Origin of the sequence: Streptomyces sp. NPDC021622 (assembly GCF_040640795.1) — a bacterium.
GTDB lineage: Bacteria > Actinomycetota > Actinomycetes > Streptomycetales > Streptomycetaceae > Streptomyces.
This window is the reverse complement of sequence record NZ_JBFACK010000012.1, coordinates 111,558-124,311: the sequence shown is the minus strand read 5'-3', so window position 1 is coordinate 124,311 and position 12,754 is coordinate 111,558. Positions and strand designations below refer to the sequence as shown.

At 68.9% G+C, this 12,754-nt stretch carries 15 protein-coding genes and 5 tRNA genes; 16 read left to right on the top strand and 4 right to left on the bottom strand.

Annotation, left to right across the window (positions count from 1 at the left end):
- Nucleotides 1-315 precede the first annotated feature (315 nt).
- The 9 genes from AB0G47_RS24215 to AB0G47_RS24175 all read left to right on the top strand — a co-directional run bounded on the left by AB0G47_RS24215 (nt 316) and on the right by AB0G47_RS24175 (nt 4,245).
- Entirely contained in the window at nt 316-516 is a 201-nt protein-coding gene (locus AB0G47_RS24215; RefSeq protein WP_360773501.1) for a hypothetical protein, read from the top strand.
- A 74-nt stretch (nt 517-590) separates the two neighbouring features.
- Nucleotides 591-1,379: a fumarylacetoacetate hydrolase family protein gene (locus AB0G47_RS24210; protein ID WP_360773498.1), complete on the top strand. Its 789-nt coding sequence runs from the start codon at nt 591-593 to the stop codon at nt 1,377-1,379.
- Complete coding sequence (gltX, locus tag AB0G47_RS24205) at nt 1,372-2,862, top strand: glutamate--tRNA ligase (RefSeq protein WP_360773495.1); 1,491 nt, start codon at nt 1,372-1,374, stop codon at nt 2,860-2,862. Before AB0G47_RS24210 ends, gltX begins: the two co-directional genes overlap by 8 nt.
- Nucleotides 2,863-2,925: 63 nt before the next feature.
- Nucleotides 2,926-3,654: an HAD family hydrolase gene (locus AB0G47_RS24200; protein WP_360773492.1), complete on the top strand. Its 729-nt coding sequence runs from the start codon at nt 2,926-2,928 to the stop codon at nt 3,652-3,654.
- A gap of 88 nt (nt 3,655-3,742) precedes the next feature.
- Nucleotides 3,743-3,814: transfer RNA gene (locus AB0G47_RS24195), tRNA-Gln, on the top strand.
- 21 nt (nt 3,815-3,835) lie between these two features.
- A tRNA-Glu gene (locus AB0G47_RS24190) sits at nt 3,836-3,908 on the top strand.
- A gap of 62 nt (nt 3,909-3,970) precedes the next feature.
- Nucleotides 3,971-4,043, top strand: a tRNA-Glu gene (locus AB0G47_RS24185).
- 26 nt (nt 4,044-4,069) lie between these two features.
- Nucleotides 4,070-4,141: transfer RNA gene (locus AB0G47_RS24180), tRNA-Gln, on the top strand.
- Nucleotides 4,142-4,172: 31 nt separating this feature from the next.
- A tRNA-Glu gene (locus AB0G47_RS24175) sits at nt 4,173-4,245 on the top strand.
- Between the two features lie 51 nt (nt 4,246-4,296).
- Here AB0G47_RS24175 and AB0G47_RS24170 read toward each other — a convergent pair.
- On the bottom strand, nt 4,297-4,953 hold the full coding sequence (locus AB0G47_RS24170; protein ID WP_360773489.1) for a MerR family transcriptional regulator: 657 nt from the start codon (nt 4,951-4,953) through the stop codon (nt 4,297-4,299).
- A 101-nt stretch (nt 4,954-5,054) separates the two neighbouring features.
- Here AB0G47_RS24170 and AB0G47_RS24165 point away from each other — a divergent pair, with 101 nt between their 5' ends.
- On the top strand, nt 5,055-5,540 hold the full coding sequence (locus AB0G47_RS24165; protein ID WP_360773486.1) for a DUF4188 domain-containing protein: 486 nt from the start codon (nt 5,055-5,057) through the stop codon (nt 5,538-5,540).
- 94 nt (nt 5,541-5,634) lie between these two features.
- On the opposite strand, the gene ndgR is transcribed toward AB0G47_RS24165, so the two are convergent.
- The gene (ndgR, locus tag AB0G47_RS24160) at nt 5,635-6,351 is read right to left on the bottom strand and encodes an IclR family transcriptional regulator NdgR (RefSeq protein ID WP_010984119.1); all 717 of its coding nucleotides are present in this window, start codon (nt 6,349-6,351) and stop codon (nt 5,635-5,637) included.
- A 181-nt stretch (nt 6,352-6,532) separates the two neighbouring features.
- Here ndgR and leuC point away from each other — a divergent pair, with 181 nt between their 5' ends.
- From leuC to AB0G47_RS24140, 4 genes are all read left to right on the top strand, one after another.
- Nucleotides 6,533-7,957, top strand: coding sequence for a 3-isopropylmalate dehydratase large subunit (leuC, locus tag AB0G47_RS24155; RefSeq protein ID WP_360773482.1), 1,425 nt, complete (start codon nt 6,533-6,535; stop codon nt 7,955-7,957).
- Between the two features lie 5 nt (nt 7,958-7,962).
- Entirely contained in the window at nt 7,963-8,556 is a 594-nt protein-coding gene (leuD, locus tag AB0G47_RS24150) for a 3-isopropylmalate dehydratase small subunit (protein WP_360773480.1), read from the top strand.
- 238 nt (nt 8,557-8,794) lie between these two features.
- Entirely contained in the window at nt 8,795-9,031 is a 237-nt protein-coding gene (locus tag AB0G47_RS24145; protein WP_360773477.1) for a hypothetical protein, read from the top strand.
- A gap of 173 nt (nt 9,032-9,204) precedes the next feature.
- The gene (locus AB0G47_RS24140) at nt 9,205-9,867 is read left to right on the top strand and encodes an HU family DNA-binding protein (protein ID WP_360773474.1); all 663 of its coding nucleotides are present in this window, start codon (nt 9,205-9,207) and stop codon (nt 9,865-9,867) included.
- 92 nt (nt 9,868-9,959) lie between these two features.
- Here the strand turns inward: AB0G47_RS24140 and AB0G47_RS24135 are convergent, their stop codons facing one another.
- Together AB0G47_RS24135 and cofC are read right to left on the bottom strand one after the other, a co-directional pair.
- Nucleotides 9,960-10,163 (bottom strand): hypothetical protein, encoded by a 204-nt coding sequence (locus tag AB0G47_RS24135; protein WP_266871080.1) that lies wholly within the window; start codon nt 10,161-10,163, stop codon nt 9,960-9,962.
- A 13-nt stretch (nt 10,164-10,176) separates the two neighbouring features.
- Complete coding sequence (cofC, locus tag AB0G47_RS24130) at nt 10,177-10,812, bottom strand: 2-phospho-L-lactate guanylyltransferase (protein WP_360773470.1); 636 nt, start codon at nt 10,810-10,812, stop codon at nt 10,177-10,179.
- A gap of 145 nt (nt 10,813-10,957) precedes the next feature.
- On the opposite strand from cofC, the gene AB0G47_RS24125 reads away from it, so the two are divergent.
- On the top strand, nt 10,958-11,737 hold the full coding sequence (locus tag AB0G47_RS24125; protein ID WP_360773467.1) for a lysophospholipid acyltransferase family protein: 780 nt from the start codon (nt 10,958-10,960) through the stop codon (nt 11,735-11,737).
- Nucleotides 11,734-12,744 carry an NAD(P)H-dependent glycerol-3-phosphate dehydrogenase gene (locus AB0G47_RS24120; protein WP_266871084.1) on the top strand — a complete coding sequence of 337 codons (1,011 nt, stop codon included), beginning with the start codon at nt 11,734-11,736 and terminating at the stop codon, nt 12,742-12,744. Before AB0G47_RS24125 ends, AB0G47_RS24120 begins: the two co-directional genes overlap by 4 nt.
- Nucleotides 12,745-12,754 lie beyond the last annotated feature (10 nt).

The window sequence follows — 12,754 nt, the reverse complement described above, 5'->3', positions numbered from 1 at the left end:
ACGAGATGTAGAAGGTTATCCGGGGCAAAAAGGCCCATTAGCGGCAGAACACCTACGGGTCGAGGGTGTCCCAGTCTTCATGATCGGGAGCGGAATGATGCCTTCAGTGGCTGAATGTCCGATTCCAACAGGGCCTTCACGAGCCGGAATTGACCCTTTTGCCCGCTAGCTCGTGAGCAAACTCACATCAAGATCATGGCCTCAAAAGGACTTTGGCCGGGAATTGGATGTTTAGCCTGACGCTTTACAGGGATGGCGAATCCGACAACCCGCGTCCACCCCGCGACGCCCCAACTGACAAGGCCTGAACAACAGATGAAGACTGTGAAGTCGGCGATGTTCCGCAACATAGCCAACCCGCGCCGCACCACTCTGGCCCACCTCACGGACGCCGACGAGTTCCAGGCGGCCCCCGAGCAGCCGGAGCACGCGCTGGAACTGCCGACGCAGACGGCCAACCCGAAGCGCACGATCCTCATGGACGCGCCGGAGCAGCCGACGCCGGTCGCGGGCTGACGCGCGAAGCCGACCCCTCCCGTTAGCCTGGAGCGTCAGACTCCACCCACATTCATCAAGGGGCCAAGGCTCACGTGCGCATCGCCAGGTTCTCCATCGACGGCAACGTCGCCTTCGGCGCGGTCGAGGGTGACAAGCCCGACGAGCTAGTCGTCGACATCATCAAGGGCAGCCCGTACGTCGCCGAGTTCGAGCTGAGCGGTGTCAAGGTCCCGCTCGGCAAGGTCCGGCTGCTGCCCCCCGTCATCGGTCACAAGATCGTGGCGTTCGGCCGCAACTACGCGGAGCACGCGAAGGAGCTCGGCAGCGACGTCCCCGACGTCCCGTTCGCCTTCTTCAAGCCCGCGACCTCGATGATCGGCTCCGGCGACGCCATCGCGTACCCGCCCTTCTCCGAGGAGCTGCACCACGAGGCCGAGCTGGCCGTGGTCATCGGCCGCATGTGCCGCGAGGTCCCGCGCGAGCGCGTCAAGGACGTGATCTTCGGCTACACCTGCGCCAACGACGTCACGGCCCGTGACGTGCAGCGCCGTGAGAAGCAGTGGGCCCGCGCCAAGGGCTTCGACAGCGCCTGCCCGCTCGGCCCCTGGGTGGAGACGGACATCGACCTGGCCGCGGCCAACGACCTCACGATCCAGTGCACGGTCAACGGCGAGCAGCGCCAGCTCGGCCGCACCAGCGAGATGGTCCACTCCATCGAGGACCTGATCGTGAACATCACCGAGGCCATGACGCTGCTCCCCGGCGACGTCATCCTCACGGGCACCCCGGCAGGGGTCGGCCCCCTCAACGTCGGCGACGAGGTCGCCGTCACCATCGAACGCATCGGCACTCTCACCAACAAGGTGATCAAGCGTGGCTAACGCGACGAACGTACGCGTACGTTTCTGTCCCTCCCCGACCGGCAACCCCCACGTGGGCCTGGTCCGCACCGCCCTCTTCAACTGGGCGTTCGCCCGGCACAACGAGGGCAGCGGGGCCCAATTCGTATTCCGCATCGAGGACACCGACGCGGCTCGCGACTCCGAGGAGTCCTACGAGCAGCTCCTGGACTCGATGCGCTGGCTGGGCTTCGACTGGGACGAGGGCCCCGAGGTCGGCGGCCCGCACGCGCCGTACCGCCAGTCGCAGCGCATGGACATCTACCAGGACGTGGCGCAGAAGCTCCGGGACGGCGGCTACGCCTACCCCTGCTACTGCACCACGGAGGAGCTGGACACCCGCCGCGAGGCCGCCCGCGCCGCCGGCAAGCCGTCCGGCTACGACGGCCACTGCCGCGACCTGACCGCCGCGCAGATCGAGGCCTACGAGGCCGAGGGCCGCAAGCACATCGTGCGCTTCCGGATGCCGGACGAGGCCACCACCTTCACCGACCTGGTCCGCGGCGACATCACGGTCCAGGCGGAGAACGTCACGGACTACGGCATCATCCGCGCGAACGGCGCCCCGCTCTACACGCTCGTCAACCCGGTCGACGACGCCCTGATGGAGATCACCCACGTCCTGCGCGGCGAGGACCTGCTCTCCTCCACCCCGCGCCAGATCGCCCTCTACAAGGCGCTGATCGAGCTGGGCATCGCCAAGGGCATCCCCGAGTTCGGCCACCTGCCGTACGTCATGGGCGAGGGCAACAAGAAGCTGAGCAAGCGCGACCCCCAGGCGTCGCTCAACCTCTACAGGGAGCGCGGTTTCCTCCCGGAGGGCCTGCTCAACTATCTCTCCCTCCTGGGCTGGTCGTTCTCCGCGGACCAGGACGTCTTCTCGATCTCCGACATGGTCGCCAAGTTCGACCTCGCGGACGTGAACGCCAACCCGGCCCGCTTCGACCTGAAGAAGGCCGAGGCGATCAACGCCGACCACATCCGCATGCTGGACGTGAAGACCTTCGCCGAGGCCTGCGAGCCCTGGCTGAAGGCCCCGCACGCCAACTGGGCCCCCGAGGCGTTCGATCAGGCGGCCTGGGAGGCCATCGCCCCGCACGCCCAGACCCGTATCAAGGTGCTCTCCGAGATCACGGAGAACGTGGACTTCCTCTTCCTCGACGCGCCCGTCGATGACGAGGCGTCCTGGACGAAGGCCATGGGCAAGGGCGACCCGGCCGCGCTCCTGACGACGGCCCGCGCCAAGCTCGAGGCCGCCGACTGGACCTCCCCCGAGTCCCTCAAGGAGGCCGTCCTGGCCGCCGGCGAGGAGCACGGCCTGAAGCTCGGCAAGGCCCAGGCCCCGGTCCGCGTGGCCGTCACCGGCCGCACGGTCGGCCTGCCGCTCTTCGAGTCCCTGGAGATCCTGGGCAAGGAGAAGTCCCTGTCCCGCATCGACGCGGCCCTGACGAAGCTCGCAGCCTGATCCGCACACCCGAAGGGCCCGGAAGCCACCACGGCTCCCGGGCCCTTCGCGTACGTTCGAGACATGCCGATCAAAGCCGTGGTCTGGGACATCGATGACACGATCTTCGATTACGCGCAGGCCGACTCCGCCGGTATGCACGCGCACCTCGCCGCCGAGGGACTCCTGCAGCGGTTCGGGTCCGCCGAGCGTGCGCTGACGCTCTGGCGTGAGATCACCCACCGCCACTGGGCGCGCTTCAGCGAGGGGCTGCGGGACTTCCAGGACCAGCGCCGCGACCGGGTACGCGAGTTCCTCGACACACCCGCCCTGGACGACACGGACGCCGACGCCTGGTTCGACCGCTATGTGGGCCACTACGAATCCGCCTGGGCCCTCTTCCCCGACACCGTGCCCGTCCTGGACGCCCTCGCCGACGACTACCGCCACGCGGTCCTCTCCAACTCCGCCCTGGTCGTCCAGGACCGCAAGCTGCGCGTCCTGGGCGTGCGCGACCGCTTCGAGTCCGTCCTGTGCGCCGCCGAACTCGGCGTCTCCAAGCCCGCGGCCGAGGCCTTCCACGCGGTCTGTACGACGATGGGTCTGGCGCCGGAGGAGATCGCCTACGTAGGGGACCAGCCGGAGATCGACGCCAGGGGCGCGCGGGACGCGGGTCTCGTCGGGATCTGGCTCGACCGCAACAGTGCAGCCCAGGAAGGCCCGTCGGGCGTCCACCGCATCACGCGGCTCACCGAGCTGCCGCCGCTGCTCCGCGCCGATACCCGTTTTGGAGCGCCGTCCACCTTCGGGTAATGTTCTTCCTGCGCCGCCCGAGAAGGCCGAAAGGTCCGGCAGGGAAGCGTAAGTCGAAGCAAAACTCCCGCAAGGGGTTGCGTCTCGATGGCCTATGGTGTAATTGGCAGCACGACGGTTTCTGGTTCCGTTAGTCTAGGTTCGAGTCCTGGTAGGCCAGCTCGCAGAGCTTATCTGCAACGCCCCCGTTGTGTAGCGGCCTAGCACGCTGCCCTCTCAAGGCAGTAGCGCCGGTTCGAATCCGGTCGGGGGTACAGATCCTTCCCATGGAAGCAGTCCGGGTCGCACCCACTGCTGCCGATGCAGGATCGCTAGGGCCCCCGTTGTGTAGCGGCCTAGCACGCCGCCCTCTCAAGGCGGTAGCGCCGGTTCGAATCCGGTCGGGGGTACGCAAGGTCTAGCTGGTCTAGACCAGTGGGCTATGGTGTAATTGGCAACACGACGGTTTCTGGTTCCGTTGTTCTAGGTTCGAGTCCTGGTAGCCCAGCGCAGTACAAGCAGTGCAGATGGACAAGCTAGCCCCCGTTGTGTAGCGGCCTAGCACGCCGCCCTCTCAAGGCGGTAGCGCCGGTTCGAATCCGGTCGGGGGTACGCGAGTGGAGGGGCCTTCCCGCAAGGGAGGGCCCCTTCGTCGTTCCCGCGTCACGCCTCCGAACCCGCCTGGCCGTAACGCCGGTTGGACTCCTCGGCCTGCGCCATCCTGCGCAGCGCGAGCAGCACCGGCTCGTACAGGACGGTGAGCGCGACCGCCGCCTCCAGCTGCTCGTCGGGCGATTCGTAGCGCTCCACCAAGTCCAGGTCGGCGACGGCCAGTTGGCCCGCCGAGCGGGCGTAGGGCGCCAAGTCGTCGACGGCGCACGGGTATCCGAGCCGGGACAGCGTGCCGACGGCCGTCACCAGCATCCGGTACGCCGGCGAATCCGCCCCGTACGCCTGGGCGTTCGCCCAGCCGAGCCGCCGGAGCAGTGCGTCGACGGTGTGCCCTGCCGCGTCCGTCGCCGGATCGTCCGCGGTGGTCTGCGGGCCGTGCGGCAGCGCCCATACCGCTGTGCCCAGGCGGGAGTTGTGGTCCAGGGACTCGTCCTCCAGGGCGGTGAGCACCTCGCGGGCCGACGCGATCGGCACCCGGCCCACCTGGATGAGCGCCCGGACCAGCCGCAGCCGCTGCAGATGGCCCTCGTCGTACTCGGACTGCGTCGCCGTGACCCGGCGGCCCGGCGGCAGCAGTCCCTCGCGCAGGTAGTACTTGATCGTGGCCGTCGAGACCCCGCTGCGCGTGCTCAGCTCCGCCAGTCTCATCGGCTCGTCCCTCTCCTGCGCCTTGCGCCTTCACTTGGTGAGTGGCACTATCCAATCATGGATAGCAAAGCTATCCAATGCTCTCTGAAGGGGGACCCATCATGAGCAGCAAGCCGATCGAAGGGCGCATGACCGCCGACGCGCAGGGCGGCGTGACCGTCTTCACCATCGGGATGCGCATCAACAACTTCCGTGCCGTGCGCAGCTGGTGGCCCGTCTTCCGGGCGATGCCGCGCATGCTCAAGGAGCTGTCCAAGGACCGGGGGATCGGCATGCTGGGCTATCAGCTGCTGCTCGGCGCTCCGCGAGTGCTGTACGTCGTGCAGTACTGGGAGTCGCCGGAGAAGCTCTTGGCGTACGCGTCCGACCAGGGCAAGGAGCACCGGCCCGCCTGGGCGGCCTTCAACCGCAGGATGCGGGAGGGCAAGGGCAAGGTCGGCTTCTGGCACGAGACGTATGTCGTGCCGGCCGGCGCCCATGAGGCGGTGTACGTGAACATGCCGGAGTTCGGCCTGGGCAAGGCCATCGGCGTGGTGCCGGTCGGCCGGCGGGGAGACCGGGCCGCCGACCGTCTCAAGGCCGTCTGAGAGGCCGCACGGGCACAACAGCACAGCCGGAGGGGCCGCCGCGGCGTTGAGGCGGCCCCTCCGGCTGTGTACGTCTGTGACCGCGTCCGGCGGGTCAGCCGGTGCGGCGCAGTGCCTCGGAGAGGCGTCCTGCCGCGTCGATGACCGCCTGGGCGTGCATCCGGCCCGGGTGGCGGGTCAGGCGCTCGATCGGTCCGGAGACCGAGACGGCGGCGACCACGCGGTTCGAGGGGCCGCGCACGGGCGCGGAGACGGACGCGACGCCCGGCTCCCGCTCGCCGATCGACTGGGCCCAGCCCCGGCGGCGTACGCCCGAAAGGGCCGTGGCCGTGAAGCGGGCGCCCTGGAGGCCGCGGTGCAGGCGCTCCGGCTCCTCCCAGGCCATCAGGATCTGGGCCGACGAGCCCGCCTTCATGGTGAGCGTCGAACCGACGGGGACCGTGTCCCGCAGGCCCGAGAGGCGCTCGGCGGCCGCGACGCAGATGCGCATGTCGCCCTGGCGGCGGTAGAGCTGCGCGCTCTCGCCCGTGACGTCACGCAGATGCGTGAGGACCGGGCCCGCCGTGGCGAGCAGACGGTCCTCGCCGGCCGCCGCCGCGAGTTCCGCCAGGCGCGGGCCGAGAATGAAACGGCCCTGCATGTCCCGCGCCACCATGCGGTGGTGTTCCAGTGCCACGGCGAGGCGATGTGCCGTGGGTCGTGCGAGTCCGGTGGCCGCGACCAACCCCGCGAGGGTGGCCGGACCGGACTCCAGGGCGCTCAAGACGAGAGCCGCCTTGTCGAGAACGCCGACGCCGCTAGAGTTGTCCATGCGTCGATACTCGCGTCTCACTCTGTGAAACGCAAGTTCAATTTTCCATGGAACACGTCACTCTGTAGGTGCGGTCCGCGGACCAACGGATACGCGGCCAACGCGCGGCACGAGGGGTACGTGCGTGGGCGAACAATTCTCTAGTTGGGCCGGCCCAAGACAGCCGGTCGGAGGGAAAGCGATGGGTAGGACACTCGCGGAGAAGGTCTGGGACGACCACGTCGTCCGGCGCGCCGAAGGCGAGCCCGACCTCCTCTTCATCGATCTGCACCTGCTGCACGAGGTGACGAGCCCGCAGGCCTTCGACGGCCTCCGGCAGGCCGGCCGGCCGGTGCGGCGGCTCGACCTCACCATCGCGACCGAGGATCACAACACCCCGACCCTCGACATCGACAAGCCCATCGCGGACCCGGTCTCGCGGGCCCAGTTGGAGACGCTGCGCAAGAACTGCGCGGAGTTCGGCGTACGGCTGCACTCGCTCGGCGACGTCGAGCAGGGCGTCGTCCACGTGGTGGGACCGCAGCTGGGCCTGACCCAGCCGGGCACCACCGTGGTCTGCGGTGACTCCCACACCTCCACGCACGGTGCCTTCGGCGCCCTGGCGTTCGGCATCGGCACCTCCCAGGTCGAGCACGTCCTGGCCACCCAGACGCTGCCGCTGGCCCGCCCGAAGACCATGGCCATCACGGTCGACGGCGAACTGCCCGACGGCGTCACCGCCAAGGACCTGATCCTCGCGATCATCGCGAAGATCGGCACCGGAGGCGGCCAGGGCTACATCCTGGAATACCGGGGCTCCGCCATCGAGAAACTCTCGATGGAGGCCCGCATGACCATCTGCAACATGTCGATCGAGGCCGGCGCCCGCGCGGGCATGATCGCCCCCGACCAGACCACCTTCGACTACATCGAGGGCCGCGCGCACGCCCCGCAGGGCGCGGACTGGGACGCCGCGGTCGCGTACTGGAAGACCCTGAAGACGGACGAGGACGCGGTCTTCGACGCCGAGGTCTACATCGACGCCGCCGCGCTCTCGCCGTTCGTCACCTGGGGCACCAACCCCGGGCAGGGCGCGCCGCTCTCCGCGCAGGTCCCCGATCCGGCTTCGTACGAAGACGAGTCGGAGCGCCACGCCGCCGAAAAGGCCCTGGAATACATGGGGTTGAGCGCCGGGCAGCCGCTGCGCGACATCAAGGTCGACACGGTCTTCGTAGGTTCCTGCACCAACGGCCGTATCGAGGACCTGCGGGCGGCCGCGTCCATCGTCGAGGGGCGCAAAGTCGCCGACGGCGTACGGATGCTGATCGTTCCCGGCTCGGTCCGGGTCGCCCTGCAGGCCATCGACGAGGGCCTGGACAAGGTCTTCACCGCGGCGGGCGCCGAATGGCGGCACGCGGGCTGCTCGATGTGCCTGGGCATGAACCCCGACCAACTGGCCCCCGGCGAGCGCTCCGCGTCGACCTCCAACCGCAACTTCGAAGGCAGGCAGGGCAAGGGCGGCCGCACCCACCTGGTCTCCCCGCAGGTCGCCGCCGCCACCGCGGTCACCGGCCATCTCGCCTCGCCCGCGGACCTGTCCGACACCCCCGCGACCGCCGGAGTCTGAGAACCATGGAAGCCTTCACCACGCACACCGGCCGGGCCGTACCGCTGCGCCGCAGCAACGTCGACACCGACCAGATCATCCCCGCCCACTGGCTGAAGAAGGTCACCCGGGACGGGTTCGAGGACGGGCTCTTCGAGGCCTGGCGCAAGGACGGCGAGTTCGTCCTGAACAAGCCCGAACGCCAGGGCGCCACGGTCCTGGTCGCCGGTCCCGACTTCGGCACGGGCTCCTCCCGCGAGCACGCCGTGTGGGCGCTGCAGAACTACGGCTTCAAGGCCGTCATCTCCTCGCGCTTCGCCGACATCTTCCGCGGCAACTCGCTGAAGAACGGCCTGCTCACCGTCGTGCTCGACCAGAAGGTCGTGGACGCGCTGTGGGCGCTGACCGAGCGCGACCCGCAGGCCGAAATCACCGTTGACCTGCAGGATCGCCAGGTCCGCGCGGAGGGCGTCACCGCCGACTTCGAGCTCGACGAGAACGCCCGCTGGCGGCTCCTGAACGGCCTGGACGACATCAGCATCACGCTGCAGAACGAGCCGGACATCGCCGCGTACGAGTCGGGGCGCCCCGCGTACAAGCCGCGGACCGTGCAGGTCTGACACCTCCGCAACACCCTGATGTACCCCCAATCGTGGACGGTTGGGGGTACTTCTGTGTGCGCCTGCGCGAGATGCCCGATGACCTGAACGGGTGGTCTCAACTCCCTTGACGCGGAAGGCAGAAGAGGCTTGAAATCCCCTTGTACTCAGTCCGACCGGGTACTCTCAGGAGGGCGCTGGATGTGGGTAGTTACCCCCTGCGGAGGCGACAACTCGCCCCAGATGGCACAATCGGTGCATGGGACGTGACAGCCAACTCGAGCTCTACGGGCTTGTTGCGGACCAACTGAAGGAAGCGCACTCACGAGTGCGTGCACTGCAAGTCCCGGAGGGCGTACGGATGGCGCTGACCCGGAAGCTGCTGGTCATTACGGCCGCGGCCAAACACGATCTCGCCGATGCGGCAAGGCGTCTGGAGCGATTGATGGCGGACCTCGACAAGGTTGACGAGGGCCGATTCCCCGAAGACACCTGAGCGGCAAGGCTCAACGGGCCTGCGAGGGGACCTTCGAGGAACTCATGGACAGTCCAGTTCGTTGCGGCACAAGGGTGATTAGCCCGTTTCGTGTTTGATTTGCGGTATATATCTGCCTAACGTGCGAAAAAGCCTGGCGAATACGCTCGGGCGATGTCTCCGAAGGGGAAGACGTGAACAAGGCGCAGCTCGTAGAAGCGATTGCCGACAAGGTGGGTGGCCGTCAGCAGGCCGCCGACGCTGTGGACGCGGTTCTGGACGCAGTCGTCCGTGCCGTGGTTAGCGGAGACCGCGTTTCGGTCACCGGCTTCGGCTCGTTCGAGAAGGTCGACCGTCCGGCCCGTTACGCCCGCAACCCGCAGACCGGGGAGCGCGTTCGGGTCAAGAAGACCTCGGTTCCGCGCTTCCGTGCGGGTCAGGGCTTCAAGGACCTGGTCAGCGGCTCGAAGAAGCTCCCGAAGAACGACGTCGCGGTCAAGAAGGCGCCCAAGGGCAGCCTGACCGGCGGTGCTTCGGCGACGGTCAAGAAGGCCGCGGCCAAGAAGGCCACCGCCAAGAAGGCGACCGCGAAGAAGACCACCGCCAAGAAGACCACCGCCAAGAAGACGACGGCGACGGCGAAGAAGGCGACGGCGAAGAAGGCCACCGCCAAGAAGGCGGCGACGGCCAAGAAGGCCACGGCCAAGAAGACGACGGCGAAGAAGGCCGCGCCGGCGAAGAAGGCCACCGCCAAGAAGACCGCGCCGGCCAAGAAGGCCACCGCCAAGAAGGCGCCCGCGAAGAAGTCGCCTGCGCGCAAGACCACCGCCAAGAAGGCGACCGCCCGCAAGAAGTAAGAGGCACGAGGGCACTCACGCGCCGGGCCGGGCTCCCCGCAGGGAGCCCGGCCCGCGGCGTGTGTGGGGCCCGACGGGCCCGCTCAGGGGGTTCAGAACGTCTGCAGCGTCACCAGCGTGATGCGCCGCTGCTCGCCCTCACCCTCGACCTCGATCCGGACCCGCTGTCCGGGCCTGAGCAGCCGCAGGCCGCCCGCGTCGAACGCCGGGGGATCGAAGGGCACCGGGGTGCCGTCGTCGAGCAGCACGCTGCCGCTGTGGGTCTCGGGGTCGTACGTGTACGCGGTCGCCTGCATGGAGGCAGCGTACTCAGTCGGCGATCAGCAGTCGGGCGGCGGCCGACGCGGTGCGCGGTCCGACGCCCAGCGCGAGCGCGGCCCGCAGATCGTCGCCGGTGTCCACGTCCTGGCGTACGGAATCGACGCCGGCGAGCGGGAGTTCCACCGCCCCGGAAGCCGTGTGGCGGGAGCGGGATGCCGTGCCGAATGCGGGGCGCAATTCCGTTCCGGGTGCGGCGGACAGCAGTGTTGTTCCGATTCCTGCGGCATCGGGCAGGAATGCGCGGGGGAATTGGGCCGCCCCGTCGAGAACCCGGGCCAATTCCGCGGGGCGCAGTGCGGGCAGATCGGCATTGAGTGCCGCGACGGCCGCCGCGGGCCGCTCGGCGCGCACGGCCGAGGCCCCGTGCGCCAGGGCGGCGTTGAGGCCCCCCGGGGGCTCGTCCCGCACGATCCGGGCACCCAGGGCCGCGAGCTCGCGCCCCGCGTGGCCGTCGTCCGTGATGACCACCACATCCCGCACCGCCGCGCAGGCCGTCGCGGCGGCCACGGTGTCCTGGGCGAAGGCGAGGGCGAGCCCCGGGCGCAGTCGGTCGCCCGCGGTGTCCGCCAGCCTGCTCTTGGCCCGCGCCAGCGGCTTCAGGGGTATGACCAGGGTCCACAGCAAGGGGGCGGCTCCGTCCTTCGCGTCGGGGCCATTGTGACTTGCTGGGGGGCTTCGCCATGAGGGCGGGCGTACGGTGTTCTCGACAGACAGGCAGCCTGGGGCGACACTTGTGCGGCCGACCAGGTTCATGGAGGAAGGTGTCCGAGTGTCCCGCCGCAGAATCGGCTTCTGGTACCGCCTGGCGGCGGTCATCGCTAAACCGCCGCTGGTGGTTCTGTTCAAGCGGGACTGGCGTGGAATGGAACACATTCCGGCGCACGGCGGATTCATCACCGCCGTGAATCACAACTCGTATATCGACCCGCTCTCCTACGCGCACTTTCAGTACAACACCGGACGAGTGCCGCGATTCCTGGCAAAGGACGGCCTTTTCAAGGACGGCTTCGTCGGCAAGGTCATGAAGGGCACGGGACAGATCCCGGTCTACCGCGAGACCACGAACGCGCTCGACGCCTTCCGTGCCGCGGTCGGCGCGATCGAGCGCGGCGAATGCGTCGCGTTCTACCCCGAAGGCACCCTCACCCGGGACCCCGCGATGTGGCCGATGACCGCCAAGTCCGGTGCCGCGCGGGTCGCTCTGGAGACCAAGTGCCCGGTGATCCCGGTCGCGCAGTGGGGCGCCAACCTCGCACTTCCCCCGTACAGCAAGAAGCTCAGCCTCTTTCCTCGCAAGAAGCTCCAGGTCCTGGCGGGCAAGCCGGTCGACCTCTCGCGCTTCTACGAGCAGGAGCCCACCCCCGAGGTCCTGCGGGAGGTGACCGAGACCATCATGGCCGCGGTCACCGAACTCCTGGAGGAGATCCGGGGGGAGAAGGCTCCCGAGATCCCCTACGACCCGCGCAGGGCGCGGCTCGCACAACGACGCAAGGCGACCGGCCGCAGTGGTCTGGAAGCACCCGAGAGCACCCCGGAGGACAGCAAGTGACGAACCCCGTGAAGGCGGCCGTCTTCGGAACGGGCTCTTGGGGTACGGCCTTCGGCATGGTGCTGGCCGACGCGGGGTGCGACGTCACCCTGTGGGCCCGTCGCGCCGAACTCGCCGACGCCGTCAACTCCTCGCGCCGCAACCCGGACTACCTCCCCGAGGTCGAACTCCCCGCGAACCTCAGGGCGACCACCGACCCGGCGGAGGCCGCGGCCGGCGCCGACTTCACCGTGCTCGCCGTGCCCTCGCAGACGCTGCGCGGGAACCTCGCCGAGTGGGCGCCGCTGCTCGCCCCCGACACGGTGCTCGTCTCCCTCATGAAGGGCGTCGAACTCGGCTCCGCGATGCGGATGAGCGAGGTCATCGAGGACGTCACGAAGGTCCCCGCCGACCGCATCGCCGTCGTCACCGGGCCCAACCTGGCCCGCGAGATCGCCGCCAGGCAGCCCGCGGCCGCCGTGGTCGCCTGCCGCGACGAATCGATCGCGCAACGCCTCCAGGCGGCCTGCCACACCCCGTACTTCCGCCCGTACACGAACACCGACGTCGTGGGCTGCGAGCTCGGCGGCGCCGTCAAGAACGTCATCGGGCTCGCCGTCGGCATCGCCGACGGCATGGGCCTGGGCGACAACGCCAAGGGCTCGCTCATCACCCGAGGCCTCGCCGAGACCACCCGGCTCGGCCTGGCGATGGGCGCGGACCCGCTGACGTTCTCCGGACTCGCGGGCCTGGGCGACCTGGTGGCGACCTGCTCGTCGCCGCTCTCGCGCAACCACACCTTCGGCACCAACCTCGGCAAGGGCATGACCCTGGAGGAGACCATCGCGGTCACCAAGCAGACCGCCGAAGGCGTCAAGTCCTGTGAGTCCGTGCTGGATCTGGCCCGTCGGCACGGCGTCGACATGCCGATCACGGAGACCGTCGTGGGCATCGTGCACGAGGGCACGCCGCCGGTCGTCGCCCTCAAGGAGCTGATGTCGCGCAGCGCCAAGCCCGAGCGCCGCTGACTCTCGTCAG

Bases quoted from the DNA above. Each gene is read 5' to 3' on its own strand.
- AB0G47_RS24135 (WP_266871080.1), bottom strand. From the start codon at position 10,163: ATGCAGGCGACCGCGTACACGTACGACCCCGAGACCCACAGCGGCAGC.
- leuD (WP_360773480.1), top strand. From the start codon at position 7,963: ATGGAAGCCTTCACCACGCACACCGGCCGGGCCGTACCGCTGCGCCGC.
- ndgR (WP_010984119.1), bottom strand. From the start codon at position 6,351: ATGGACAACTCTAGCGGCGTCGGCGTTCTCGACAAGGCGGCTCTCGTC.
- AB0G47_RS24145 (WP_360773477.1), top strand. From the start codon at position 8,795: ATGGGACGTGACAGCCAACTCGAGCTCTACGGGCTTGTTGCGGACCAA.
- AB0G47_RS24215 (WP_360773501.1), top strand. From the start codon at position 316: ATGAAGACTGTGAAGTCGGCGATGTTCCGCAACATAGCCAACCCGCGC.
- leuC (WP_360773482.1), top strand. From the start codon at position 6,533: ATGGGTAGGACACTCGCGGAGAAGGTCTGGGACGACCACGTCGTCCGG.
- AB0G47_RS24170 (WP_360773489.1), bottom strand. From the start codon at position 4,953: ATGAGACTGGCGGAGCTGAGCACGCGCAGCGGGGTCTCGACGGCCACG.
- AB0G47_RS24165 (WP_360773486.1), top strand. From the start codon at position 5,055: ATGAGCAGCAAGCCGATCGAAGGGCGCATGACCGCCGACGCGCAGGGC.
- AB0G47_RS24200 (WP_360773492.1), top strand. From the start codon at position 2,926: ATGCCGATCAAAGCCGTGGTCTGGGACATCGATGACACGATCTTCGAT.